Annotated in this window: 11 protein-coding genes; all 11 read right to left on the reverse strand. The window is 34.6% G+C overall.

Annotated elements, in window-relative coordinates; genetic code table 11:
• Nucleotides 1-325 precede the first annotated feature (325 nt).
• The 11 genes from CN601_RS20000 to flgM all read right to left on the reverse strand — a co-directional run bounded on the left by CN601_RS20000 (nt 326) and on the right by flgM (nt 13,225).
• Entirely contained in the window at nt 326-1,699 is a 1,374-nt protein-coding gene (locus CN601_RS20000; RefSeq protein ID WP_098172103.1) for a murein hydrolase activator EnvC family protein, read from the reverse strand.
• 131 nt (nt 1,700-1,830) lie between these two features.
• Nucleotides 1,831-2,724 carry a permease-like cell division protein FtsX gene (ftsX, locus tag CN601_RS20005; RefSeq protein ID WP_098172104.1) on the reverse strand — a complete coding sequence of 298 codons (894 nt, stop codon included), beginning with the start codon at nt 2,722-2,724 and terminating at the stop codon, nt 1,831-1,833.
• Nucleotides 2,714-3,400 carry a cell division ATP-binding protein FtsE gene (ftsE, locus tag CN601_RS20010; RefSeq protein ID WP_098172105.1) on the reverse strand — a complete coding sequence of 229 codons (687 nt, stop codon included), beginning with the start codon at nt 3,398-3,400 and terminating at the stop codon, nt 2,714-2,716. The genes ftsX and ftsE overlap by 11 nt, the downstream gene beginning before the upstream one ends.
• A 481-nt stretch (nt 3,401-3,881) precedes the next feature.
• Nucleotides 3,882-4,217 carry a cytochrome c551 gene (cccB, locus tag CN601_RS20015; RefSeq protein ID WP_257131760.1) on the reverse strand — a complete coding sequence of 112 codons (336 nt, stop codon included), beginning with the start codon at nt 4,215-4,217 and terminating at the stop codon, nt 3,882-3,884.
• Nucleotides 4,218-4,284: 67 nt separating this feature from the next.
• A complete protein-coding gene (locus tag CN601_RS20020; RefSeq protein WP_098118819.1) occupies nt 4,285-5,163 on the reverse strand; it encodes a YitT family protein in 879 nt (292 codons plus the stop codon).
• A 373-nt stretch (nt 5,164-5,536) separates the two neighbouring features.
• Nucleotides 5,537-6,635 (reverse strand): peptide chain release factor 2 gene (prfB, locus tag CN601_RS20025; protein ID WP_098118820.1). Its coding sequence is split into 2 segments (ribosomal slippage): nt 5,537-6,562 and nt 6,564-6,635, totalling 1,098 coding nucleotides; the frame shifts between segments, so codons are not numbered across the junction.
• A gap of 138 nt (nt 6,636-6,773) precedes the next feature.
• Nucleotides 6,774-9,287, reverse strand: a complete 2,514-nt coding sequence (secA, locus tag CN601_RS20030) for a preprotein translocase subunit SecA (RefSeq protein WP_098118821.1) — start codon at nt 9,285-9,287, stop codon at nt 6,774-6,776.
• Between the two features lie 216 nt (nt 9,288-9,503).
• Complete coding sequence (hpf, locus tag CN601_RS20035) at nt 9,504-10,049, reverse strand: ribosome hibernation-promoting factor, HPF/YfiA family (protein ID WP_098118822.1); 546 nt, start codon at nt 10,047-10,049, stop codon at nt 9,504-9,506.
• A gap of 275 nt (nt 10,050-10,324) precedes the next feature.
• Entirely contained in the window at nt 10,325-10,522 is a 198-nt protein-coding gene (cspD, locus tag CN601_RS20040; RefSeq protein WP_088001105.1) for a cold-shock protein CspD, read from the reverse strand.
• A gap of 256 nt (nt 10,523-10,778) precedes the next feature.
• Entirely contained in the window at nt 10,779-12,599 is a 1,821-nt protein-coding gene (locus CN601_RS20045) for an APC family permease (protein ID WP_098118823.1), read from the reverse strand.
• Nucleotides 12,600-12,964: 365 nt separating this feature from the next.
• Nucleotides 12,965-13,225, reverse strand: coding sequence for a flagellar biosynthesis anti-sigma factor FlgM (flgM, locus tag CN601_RS20050; protein WP_098172106.1), 261 nt, complete (start codon nt 13,223-13,225; stop codon nt 12,965-12,967).
• Between the last annotated feature and the right edge of the window lie 5 nt (nt 13,226-13,230).

The following is a 13,230-nucleotide window of genomic DNA, read 5'->3' on the forward strand; positions in this document are numbered from 1 at the left end:
TTGACCGAAGTCCAATTTTTGTTAAAAGATGATACTTTTTCATCGGTTTGACGGCATTTTTTTGGATATTCTGCATTTTAATTACGATTTCCCATTTTTAATTGCGATTCTCACTTTTTATTTGCGATTCCACAATTTTAATTGCGATTCTTGCTTTTTATTTGCGATTTCCCATTTTTATTTGCGATTCTCACTTTTTATTTGCGATTCACATCATTTACCACTCCTCAATTTTATGTGCAATCTTCAACACACGTTTACGATTCCTCATCACAATTTAAAAATAAAAAAACCTATCCCAAAAAATTAGGATAGGTTTACTAACTTAAAAATTAATATATTTCATCGGATCTACTGCATTTGTTTTAGCGTAATTCCATTCACCTTTATGTAATTCAAAGTGTAAATGCTGTCCAGTAGAGTGACCTGAATTACCCATATAACCAATTTGCATACCTTTTGAAACAGTTTGTCCTGTTGATACGTTAAAACTAGCTAAGTGAGCATATACAGTTGTCCATACTTGTCCATCTATATTATGTGTAATGAATACACAATTACCATAAGTAGATGAGACGTAAGCACGTATAACAACTCCATCAGCTGCTGCTACAACTGGTACACTACCTGCTGAGGCAATGTCAACTCCTTCATGGAATTCCCCGCCTTCGAATGAACGTTGGCCAAATCCAGAGGAGATGTAACCGTTAGCCGGTCTTGTAAAGTTTCCGCTAGACACTGTTGGAGTACTATCAGAGCTTCCTGTTGAACTACTAGAACTACTAGAGCTTCCAGATCCACTTGAATGACTTGAACTAGTAGATGGTTTATTTTTTTCTGCTTCAGCCTTGCGCTTAGCTGCTTCTGTGGCAGCTTTTGCAGCTGCTGCTTTTTCCGCAGCTTCTTTCTTGGCTCTTTCTTCAGCTTGTTTCTTAGCTATTTCAAGTGCCTTTTGCATTGCAGCTTGTTGACTAGCTAAAAGTTGATCTTGTTCTTTTAAATTTAATACATCTTCATGGGCTTCGCTTTCTCGCTCTTTTAAGGAAGTCATTAATTTGTTCTTTTCACTTACTTGACTTGTAAGTTGATTTTTAAGACTCTTTAAGCTCGCTAAATCACTTTCAATTTTTGCTTGCTTTGCTGTCAAATCATCTTTTTTAGCACTGACTTCTTTTAAGTCCGAGTTTTGCTGTTTAATAATGTCTTCGTCTGCCTTCATAATAGTTTGTACAGCACTCATTCGTTGAATTAAATCTCCGAAACTATTAGCCCCTAGAATGACATCAATATAGGATACCATTCCCCCAGCTTTTTGAAGAGATCGCATGCGGTTTTTCAATAATTCTTGACGAGACTCAATACGCTCCTCAATAAACTTAATTTCTTCTTTTAGTTTTGAAATCTGCACTTTCCCACTATTAACTGCATCTTCCGTTTGGTTAACTTTTTGCTTAGTTACTTTCATTCGGGCATCAAGTTTTTCAAGCTCTGCAACAACTGCTTGCTGGTCATGTTTAATGTCCGCAATTTTGTTGTTTGTTGCATCCGTCTTTTCCTTAACCTCACTACGCTTCGTTTTGATGCGGTCAATTTCAGATTGGTACTTACTTTCAGCAAAAGAAACGGATGGGATAGCACCGATTATGAAAGTACTGCATAACATAACCGTTATTACTTTCGATGATTGTCTCCTATTCATCTAAGATCCCTCCTTTATGTATATAGAAAAGCCCTAGTACCTGTATCAACTCAAAAAAGACGTTAAATGAGGAACTAGAGCTCATCAATCGCATTACGTTATTAATAAAACTATCGATAAAAAACTTACTCCTATTTTCGTAAAAACTTACGAATAGACATAACAGAACCCCACATACCGATCACAGCACCAATACCTATTAAAACAGCAGATAGTTGGTACACAAACGGTGAAAATCGAAGTAATGTAAACATTGTTCCTGCCAATTTTGGCACTAGCATATCATAAATGACCTTATAGCCAGTTAATAGTATAACGATAGGAATAACTGAACCTAATACCCCTAGTAACAAACCTTCTAATAAGAACGGCCAACGAATAAAATTATTAGTTGCCCCTACTAATCTCATAATCTCAATTTCACGACGTCTTGCCATAATCGTTATTTTAATCGTATTAGAGATTAGGAACATTGCAGTAAATAATAGTCCGAAAATCAGTACTAAACCGATGTTACGACCTACAGAAACGGCATTAAATAATTTTTGTACTTGTTTTTTACCATAAATTACTTCGTCAATATATTTTAAGCCTTCAATTTTCTTCGCTACAGGAGCAATTTGCTCAGGAGAATCTGTTTTAACGATATACGTATCATTTAATGGGTTTTGTTGCTCAAATAGTTGGAATGCTTTCCCATCTTCACCCATGCTTTTGATTAGATTATTTAGTTCTTGATCTTTCGACGAGAACTTAACAGTCGTTACATGATCTAATTTTTGAATTTCTTCTTTTAAAATAGCTTGCTGTTTTTTATTTGCTGTTAAATCAACTAATACACGTACTTCAACATCTTTTTCTAAAGTCGTTCCGATATGATTAACATTTAAAATTACAGTTAAAAATACACCAACAAGCATCAATGTAACTGCAACAGCACTTACTGATGCAAAAGTCATCCAACCATTTCTCTTTAAACTACGAAGTCCTTCGCGAACATGTCTTCTTGCAGTTCTAGCTTTCATAACCGTACACTCCTCTCGCTTGGTCGCGTACAATTTTTCCAGATTCAATTGCAATAACACGTCGCTTAATCGTATTTACAATTTCTTTATTATGTGTCGCCATTACTACAGTTGTTCCACGGTCATTGATTTCTTTAAAAATATCCATAATTTCCCATGTAGTCTCAGGGTCTAGGTTACCCGTCGGCTCATCAGCGATCACTACTTTTGGTCTGTTAACAATAGAACGTGCAATCGAAACACGTTGCTGTTCTCCACCAGAAAGCTCAGTAGGTAAGGATCGTGCTTTATGCTTTAACTTAACAAGTTCAAGTACTTCCATAACTCTCTTCTTTATTGTTTTCGGATTTTCTTCAATAACTTCAAGTGCAAATGCAATATTTTCATAAACTGATAATGTCGGTAATAACTTATAGTCTTGGAATACTACACCTATATTTCGGCGTAGTAAAGGAACCTTTTTATTCTTCATATGGCTTAAATCAATTCCATTAATTAAGATCGAACCCTTTGATGGTTTTTCTTCACGATACATCATTTTAATGAATGTCGACTTACCGGCACCACTTGGTCCAACGACATAAACAAATTCACCTTGGCGAATTTTTACATTAATACCATTTACCGCAAGAACACCATTAGGATAGGTCTTGTATACATCTTTTAACTCAATCATGACATTCTCCTTAATTTTTGTTCCATTTTTCTTCTATCAAATCATATTAGATTCATTCTGGATGTAATTTTTCTTGGCTTTTCTTAATCTCACGTTTCGCCTGCTATTTACATTTTTCGATAAATTCAGCTAAGCTCCTCTATTATACCACTTAAAAAATGTCAGAACTGATAAATTTATGTTACATTTTCATAATAGTCAATATAAATTTCGACTTTTCAGAGTGATTCTTTAACAAATTTTGGCATACTGTAACTAAAATGAAAAAAAACAGACCTTTTCTAATTAACAGAAAATAGTCTGTTTTATTAAATTTGGTTTTGGTTTTAATTGGAAAATAAAAGCAAAATAACATGAAAGAAGTAAGGAATGACAAAATAGCCTTCCTTACTTCTTTTTCGTTACATAAACTTGATACATAATTAGCAACCGAACGATTTGCTTGTCCGTTTTAACAGCAAATCATCAAAAAATCTAACGCTTATTTTTTAGTAGCTAACCACATTGCTACACTCTTAGCTTTGTTTCCTTTTAAAGCTTCAGGAGGCATTGATCCTCTACCATCATGAATAATTTTTTCAATATCCTTTTCAGAATATTTCGCTCCAACCTTTTTTAAACTTGGCCCAATTATACCTTCTAAATTTCCACCGTGGCAGCTAGCACAAGTTTGTTTAAAAAATTTTTCACCATTTTCAACCGAAACCTGCACATTCGAATCATCAGTTTTACTTGTACTATCATTATTATTTGAACCACACGCTGCCATTGTTAACAACATACCACCAGTTACAAATGCAAGAAGTAGTTTTTTCACAAATATCGCCCCTTTAAAATTCCCATAACTATAGTCTACTACTTATAAAAGTATTTATTTTTCCTTTTTATGTCAAATTTGTGAATCCTTCACCAAGAACCTCTGTTGCATCCACGACTGTGATGAATGCTTGTCGATCGATTGACTGAACGATGTCACGTAGGGAAGAAAATTCTGTTTGATCTAATACACACATTAATACTAGACGGTCTTCATTAGTATATCCGCCAACACCGGTAAGCTTTGTTACACCGCGATCTAGTTCGTGAACAATTGCGTTCGTTACTTGCTCTACTTCTGATGTAATAATAAGTGCCATTTTTGATCTAGCAAGACCAATTTGAACTAAATCAATTGTTTTACTCGTAACAAATAGTGCAATCAGTGCATACATACCACTTTCAAGATTAAATACGATTGCAGAAGTAAGTACAATTAATCCATCGATGAATGCTACACAGATTCCAAGTGAAAAACCTGTATATTTATGAACGATTTGAGCTGCTAAATCTGTTCCACCTGTAGATGCTTTACCACGGAATACGATCCCCAGACCTAAACCAATAAAAAGTCCACCAAATATAGATGCTAAAAGTGGGTTATCAGTTGCAGGCTTTACATTGTATAAATCAACTAAATATACTACTAGCGGAATAAAAATTGTTCCAACTAATGTTTTTGCTCCAAATTGACGTCCTAAAAAAATAACACCTGCTATAAATAAAGGAATATTAAATGCCCACTGTACAAAAGCTGGGTTAAATCCCATAGTACTTTTTAGAATAGTCGAGATCCCACTTACTCCTCCAGAAGCAATATGGTTTGGTAATAAAAATACACAGAATGCAATAGCTATAATAGCTGAACCAATTAAAACGAAAAAATAATCAAAAAACGTTTTTCCCCACCCTACAGTTAGAGCAGTTGAATATTTTACCTTTTTCAAACTTATCCCCCTCAAAATTTCTCACTTATCGAAAACTTTTCGATTTTATATCCTTTTTATCGGATACTCTCTCTATTTTTTATTATGAAAAAAACAATAAGATTTCATTACACTTAAACAAAATTTACTTTCTTACATTTGTAAAACAATCGAAAAATAAATATGATTCATGTAACTCCTTCACATTAGTAAGAAAGTTCCTTGCTAATCCCCAAAAAGAAAAAAGTTCAAAAGAATAACACCTTCTAAATAGAAGATGTTGTTGGTCACAGACTATCTGAATTAGATTAATAAAAATACCCCTTTAAGTCCTCAAAGATTAAGGCTGGTAAGAATGAAGTGCTCTTCAATCTTATCAGCCCATTTTTCAAAATTAAATCTTTGAACGTAAGTAAGCATCGATAAATGGATCAAGTCCACCATCCATTACTGCCTGAACATTACCTACTTCAGCATTTGTTCGGTGATCTTTAACCATTGAGTAAGGATGGAAAACATATGAACGAATTTGACTTCCCCAGCCAATTTCTTTTTGTTCTCCACGGATTTCATCTAATTGAGCTTGTTGCTCTTCTATTTTACGTTGATATAGTTTTGCTTTTAACATTTTCATTGCAGATTCACGGTTTTTAATCTGTGAGCGTTCTGACTGACAAGTAACAACTGTGTTAGTCGGTGTATGCGTAATACGAACTGCTGAGTCAGTCGTATTAATATGCTGACCACCTGCTCCACTTGCACGGTACGTATCAATTTTTAAATCTTCCGTACGAACTTCAATTTCAATCTCTTCATTAAATTCTGGCATAATTTCACAAGAAACGAATGAAGTATGTCTGCGACCTGAAGAGTCAAATGGAGATATACGTACTAAACGATGTACACCTTTTTCCGCTTTTAAATACCCATATGCATTGTGTCCTTTAATTGCTAAAGTTACACTTTTAATTCCTGCTTCGTCACCAGGTAAGTAGTCTAATGTTTCTACTTTAAATCCACGTTTTTCAGCCCATCTTGTATACATACGTAACAACATAGAACCCCAGTCTTGTGACTCAGTTCCACCCGCTCCTGGGTGTAATTCTAAAATTGCATTATTCTTATCATATGGTTCACTTAAAAGTAACTGAAGCTCAAAGTCATTTAACTTAACTGTTAATACTTTTACTTCAGAAACTAATTCTTCAAATAGTTCTTTATCGTCTTCTTCTTTAACTAACTCATAAGTTATTTCTAGGTTCTCATAACCTTCATCTAAGTCATTAAATTCATTGATTACTTCTTTCAAACCACTTACTTCGCTAATTACTACTTGCGCAGCTTTTTGATCATCCCAAAAATCCGGTTCTGACATAAACGCTTCAAGCTCTTCTAATCTTGCTTGTTTTGTTTCGACGTCAAAGAGACCCCCTAAATGCTTGAAGGCGTTTCGCCATCTTTTCTAATTCTTGCTTTACTTCTACTAATTCCATTACATAACACCTCGATTAAATTTTACGAACAATAAAAAGCAGGTAAAGACAAGTAGTAAAGTGAGTCTAACTAATGAAAGTTATAACTCATCCTTAACAGTACTTGCCCTTGCCCCTTTTCATATAGTTTCTATTTTATTAGATTCCTTTACCGTGGCAGTTTTTATACTTCTTACCTGATCCACAAGGACAATCTTCATTACGACCAATTTCTTCGCCTTTTACGATTGGTTTTTTCTTAACTTCACCTTCACCGTCATTACTTACATGAATCGCTTCACCTTGTACAGCTTCACGCTCTACATCGGCTTCAATTTCAGCTTTCATAATGATGCGAGATACTTCTTCTTCAATAGAAGCAATCATCTCTTCAAACATTGCAAAACCTTCCATTTGATATTCACGTAATGGATCGATTTGTGCGTATGCACGTAAATGGATACCTTCACGAAGTTGATCCATTGCATCGATATGAGCCATCCACTTACCATCAACTGTACGTAATAGTACAACCTTTTCGAACTCACGCATTTGTTCTTCTGGTAGGACTGCTTGTTTTTCTTCGTATCGTTCAAATACTACTTTTTGAATTAACTCAACCATTTCATCTGGCTCAATTACTCGTAATTGTTCAACTGCAACTTCATCTTCATTTAACAAGTTAGCTTCTAAGAAATCAACGATCCCTTCTACATTCCACTCTTCTTGAAGTTGTTCGTTTGGTGTATGAGCTTGAACTACTCTATTAATAGTTCCTTCAATCATACTCTTAACAATTGGTTGTAAATCAGTTGAATCAATAACTTCAGAACGCTGAGCATAAATAACTTCACGTTGTTGACGTAAAACATCATCGTATTGAAGTAATTGTTTACGAGCATCAAAGTTATTACCCTCTACTCGTTTTTGTGCAGATTCAACTGCACGAGAAACCATTTTACTTTCAATCGGTTGAGTATCATCTAAGCCTAGACGGTCCATCATTACCGATAAATTATCTGAGCCGAATCGACGCATTAACTCATCTTCCATTGATAGGTAGAAAGTTGTCACCCCTGGGTCACCTTGACGACCAGAACGACCACGTAACTGATTATCAATACGACGACTCTCATGTCGCTCTGTACCAATAACGGCTAATCCGCCAAGTTCACGTACGCCTTCACCTAATTTAATATCTGTACCACGACCAGCCATGTTTGTTGCAATCGTAACTGCTCCTTGATGTCCAGCTAAAGCGATAATATCAGCTTCACGTTCATGGTTTTTAGCATTTAATACTTCATGCTTAACACCTTTACGTTTTAATAATTGAGCAATTAACTCTGAAGTTTCGATCGCAACTGTACCAACAAGAACTGGTTGGCCCGCTTTGTGGCGCTCTACGATTTCATCAACAACAGCGTTAAATTTACCATTCATTGATTTAAATACAAGATCCGGTTTATCCATACGAGCGATTGGACGATTCGTAGGAATAACAAGAACATTCATATTGTAAATATTACGGAACTCTTCTTCCTCAGTTTTAGCTGTACCTGTCATACCAGAAAGCTTTTTATACATACGGAAGTAGTTTTGGAAAGTAATTGTCGCAAGCGTCATACTTTCGTTTTGGACTTTTAATCCTTCTTTAGCCTCGATCGCTTGGTGAAGACCTTCACTGTAACGGCGACCTTTCATTAAACGACCTGTAAATTGGTCAACGATCACAATTTCCCCATCTTGAACTACATAATCAACATCATGCGTCATTGTAACATGAGCACGCAATGCCTGAGTGATATGATGGTTTAGATTAACATTTTTTAAATCAAATAGGTTTTCAACGCCGAAAGCTTTCTCTGCGCGTGAAATACCATCTTCAGTTAATAGAACTGATTTTGTTTTTACATCATACGTGTAATCATTGTCTAGCTTAAGCATTCCAACAAATGCATTTGCCGCAATATACGCTTGGGCAGATTGTTTCGCCTGTCCAGAAATGATTAATGGCGTACGTGCTTCGTCAATTAAAATTGAGTCAACCTCATCAATAATTGCATAGTTTAACGGTCGTTGTACGCGTTGTTCTGCGTAAACAACCATGTTATCACGTAGGTAATCGAAGCCTAATTCATTATTTGTATTATACGTTATATCACATGCATATGCTTCACGCTTCTCATCAGGTTCCATGCTATTTAAATTAAGACCAACTGTCAGTCCTAAGAATTCATATAATTGACCCATTTCTCGAGCATCACGAGTAGCTAAGTATTCGTTGACTGTAACAACATGAACACCTTCTCCACTCAATGCATTTAAGTAAACTGGTAAAGCAGATGTTAATGTTTTACCTTCCCCAGTTTTCATTTCTGAAATATTACCTTCATGTAATGAGATTCCACCTAATAACTGCACAGGATATGGAGTCATACCTAGTACACGAGTAGCACCTTCACGAACTACAGCAAACGCATCAGCTAAAATATCATCAAGTGTTTCACCTTTTTGGATACGCTCTTTAAACTCAAATGTTTTACCTCTAAGTTCATCATCAGTTAATTTAGCATACTGATCTTGTAAAGATATAACTTGATCAACCTGTTTTTGCATTTTATTTAATTGTCGTTGATTAAGGTCAAAAACCTTTTTTATCATTCCAAGCATTCGTAACGCTCCTCTATTTTAAAGTCATAAACTAAAATGTCATTAAGTAAGTAGATACTATTTCTAATTTTATCATTAAATGAAGTTAAGTGACAACCTTATGTCGAGAATGTTCTGTTAGAATTATTTAATATTTTCGAAAATATTAACAAATAAGCAAAAAAGGACTAAGCTTAATCATCAGCTTAGTCCTTTTATTATTATTTTGTTGTTATATTATTTAGCTTCAATTAAACCATAACGTCCATCTTTTCTAGCATAAACGATGTTGGTTTTATTTGTATCGCCATTTAAGAATACAAAGAAGTTATGGCCTAGCATATTCATTTGCAATACGGCTTCTTCTGCATCCATAGGTTTTAAATCAAATTGCTTTGTTCGTACTAACTCAATATCATTTTCATGCTCTTCTACTGCAACAGCTGCTTCAGTAGTAGATGGTGCAAACATAAATTTTAATGAACCTTTTTCTCGTAGTTTACGATTAACTTTCGTTTTGTGTTTTCTAATTTGACGATCTAGTTTATCAATCACTAAATCAACAGCTGCATATAAATCTGCATGTTCTTCTTCTGCACGTAATAACATATACGTTCCAGGAATAGTTACTTCAATTCTTTGCTTGTCGTGGAATACCTTAGCATTAACTCTAGCTGTTAACTCTTCGTCAAAATAACGATCAAATCGTGATAACTTTTTATCTACATAGTCACGAATTGCTGGAGTAATTTCAATATTTTCGCCTCGGATGTTTAGCATCATATGGGTTTCCTCCTTCATCAAGCTCCAAAAGTGAAAGCTGTCATACTTATATTCTACACCTCAATTCGAAAATCCTGCTTGCTAATTTTGTCCAATATTCGAAATCTCTGTGTCATTTTAATGAACGTTTATACATTTATATCAGATTATATTTTTATCTCACTCTAAAGATACATACTACATTTTCACGGAAAAACAAACAAAGGCTTACTCAAATGAGTAAGCCCTCGTGGTCCGAATCTATATAAGCAAATACTTACTTATTAACGGAAAAATTAAATTTTAGTAACGTTAGCAGCTTGAGGTCCACGGTTACCTTCAACGATTTCGAAGCTAACTGCTTGGCCTTCTTCTAAAGATTTGTAGCCGTCTGCGTTAATTGCTGAGAAATGTACGAATACATCGTCTCCATCTTCGCGCTCGATAAATCCAAAACCTTTTTCTGCATTAAACCATTTTACTTTACCTTGCATTCAAATCCATTCCCTTCAGTCGAAAACTTGTGAATCTTCTCCACAATTCAACTATACATCATAAAACCAGGACAAGTCAAAAGTAGCTTATCGCCTTTTTTTTCACGAATTCGACAAATAACGAAAAATTCTAATTATTTCTTCATTTATCTTATTCGCGAACCTTTTAACTTGTCCTGCTATAATTTACCTATTTTTTCCAAAAATATTATTAAATTAATTTTTCTATTAAAACCACTGGTTCCTTTAGACTTTACTACACTTTAAATCTGAAAGGTACAGTAGTTACTATAACGCTTCGTTTATGAAGTAAATACGCACGTAATAATAAACTTGATTGGTTGTGTAGAATATTATGCCAGTTTTTCTTCGTAATAAACTGTGGAATTAAGACTGTAATTTCAAAGCCTTGCTCATGAGCTTTAGCTTCCATTTCATCAATTACTTTTAGAAGTGGTCTAGTAATTTCTCGATACTCCGAATGGACGACAATTAGGTTTACATTCGGATTCCATGCTTTCCACTTTTCTCTCATTTGATCTTCACTTTCCTTATCAAAAGAGATATAAACAGCATAGACTTCATCGGCAATACCTTGAGCGTATTGCATTGTCCGTTCAACTACTTTTGTAATTCCTGCAACAGGAACGACCATGATATTTCCACTTATTTTTTCAGGAATATCATTATTTAATCTTAATTGGTCACCTACTGCTTCATAATGCTTACGTATTCTCAAGAAAAGAATAACAATCAAAGGTAAGAAAATAAAGATTGACCAAACTTGGTTTAGCTTTGTAGTTAAGAAAATAATTGAAACTGTTGCAGAAATAAATGCCCCTACAAAGTTTGCGATTAATTTTGGGAACCAACCCGGTGGCTTTTGCTTAATCCATTTAACAACCATACCCGTTTGAGATAGTGTAAACGGTACGAATACACCAACAGCATATAGTGGAATTAACGCTTCTGTTTTACCTTGGAACGCAATAATTAATAATATTGAAGCAACGCCAAGTGTAATAATACCATTTGAATAACCTAAACGATCTCCTCGAAGTAGATACATTCTTGGCATAAATTTATCACTTGCTAAGTTATATGCAAGTAATGGGAAAGCCGAGAATCCAGTATTTGCTGCTAAAACAAGAATTAAAGCAGTTGTACCTTGTACAAAGAAATAGATTATATTTCTTCCGAAAATATCGGACCCTAATTGAGACATTACAGTTTCTTCAGCATTTGGTACAATTCCATACCAGTATGCTAAAAACATGATTCCTGAAAAAAGTACAGCTAAAATTGACCCCATCATTAATAATGTTTTTGCTGCGTTTTTATCAGAAGGAACCTTAAAGTTAGGAATTGCGTTCGAAATTGCTTCTACACCAGTTAAAGCTGAGCAACCAGATGAAAATGCTTTTAAAAGAATAAAGAGCGAGATTCCCGGAACAACCGTACCGATAGCCGCATGATCCGTTTGTGGTGCATGACCTGTAAAGACGTTATACAAACCTACGATAATGATAATAACAAGTGCTACAACAAATAAATAAACTGGATATGCCAAAATTGAAGCAGATTCAGTTAATCCACGTAAGTTTAAAATCGTAATACACATAACCAAAATAACAGCAATAAAAACTGTGTGAGAATGCAAAATCGGAAAGGCGGATGTAATCGCGTCCGTTCCCGCTGAAACACTAACTGCTACTGTCAAAATATAGTCAACAAGTAAGGAACCACCTGCAACTAAACCTGGAACGACGCCGAGATTTTGCTTAGAAACGACATAAGCGCCACCACCATGTGGATAACTAAAAATAATTTGGCGATAAGATAATATTAATGCTAATAATAAAACCAAAACACCTATACCAATCGGAACCGAATACCAATATGCTACTGCCCCTACAGTAGTTAATACGATCAAAATTTGTTCAGGACCGTATGCTACTGAAGATAGTGCATCTGATGAAAGGATTGCTAATGCCTTCGTATTCGATAACCTTTGTTCACTTAATTCTGTCGACTTAAGTGGTTTACCAATCAAGTATCGTTTTAATATCGATAACATATGTACACCTCTACAAAAAAAGTTAAAAACTAAACCATTTGAGTTTATCACATTATTAGAAAAAATTGTGTGATATATTATGAAAATCTTTCCAAGAATTTATTAAGTTTTTATCAAAATAATTAATATTAACTTTCCTCTAATTCAAATTAAAATACTACAAAAAATTAAGTCCCTATAAAAACATAATTCCACTATTGAAATTCGATTTACTTAGTCTAAATTATTATATTTTGGCGAAATTGACTTAGCACAAAAAAAGACCTGGCAGTTCTCTGCCAAGCCCAATTATCTTTTATGTAATCTATAGTTCTTTAATAGAAATTAATACTGAACTCCTCACCACTTAACACCGACTTTAGATCTTATTTTTTATGAAAGTACTTAAGCATTTTTTCAGCAACATCCATAGCTTGTACTTTGTAGGTTCCTTCTTCGATTTGCTTTTTTAATTGCTCTATACGATCATTGCGTTTCGTGATTATCTCATCGGCATTTTGATTTTCCATAGCCTGAGGGGAGATTTCTATTCTTTCTTCTCTATTCTCTTGTTTATCCTCTGCGATCTTTTCTATGTTGTTTTGATCTAAATTAAATCGATCTTCATCAGATGGATTACCCTTCATTTCTC

This window comes from Bacillus sp. AFS017336 (assembly GCF_002555445.1).
Lineage (GTDB): Bacteria > Bacillota > Bacilli > Bacillales > Bacillaceae_G > Gottfriedia.

Excerpts from the sequence above, each read along its gene's own strand:
- CN601_RS20000 (WP_098172103.1), bottom strand. The coding sequence starts at position 1,699 with ATGAATAGGAGACAATCATCGAAAGTAATAACGGTTATGTTATGCAGT.
- ftsX (WP_098172104.1), bottom strand. The coding sequence starts at position 2,724 with ATGAAAGCTAGAACTGCAAGAAGACATGTTCGCGAAGGACTTCGTAGT.
- ftsE (WP_098172105.1), bottom strand. The coding sequence starts at position 3,400 with ATGATTGAGTTAAAAGATGTATACAAGACCTATCCTAATGGTGTTCTT.
- secA (WP_098118821.1), bottom strand. The coding sequence starts at position 9,287 with ATGCTTGGAATGATAAAAAAGGTTTTTGACCTTAATCAACGACAATTA.
- hpf (WP_098118822.1), bottom strand. The coding sequence starts at position 10,049 with ATGATGCTAAACATCCGAGGCGAAAATATTGAAATTACTCCAGCAATT.
- cspD (WP_088001105.1), bottom strand. The coding sequence starts at position 10,522 with ATGCAAGGTAAAGTAAAATGGTTTAATGCAGAAAAAGGTTTTGGATTT.
- CN601_RS20045 (WP_098118823.1), bottom strand. The coding sequence starts at position 12,599 with ATGTTATCGATATTAAAACGATACTTGATTGGTAAACCACTTAAGTCG.
- flgM (WP_098172106.1), bottom strand. The coding sequence starts at position 13,225 with ATGAAGGGTAATCCATCTGATGAAGATCGATTTAATTTAGATCAAAAC.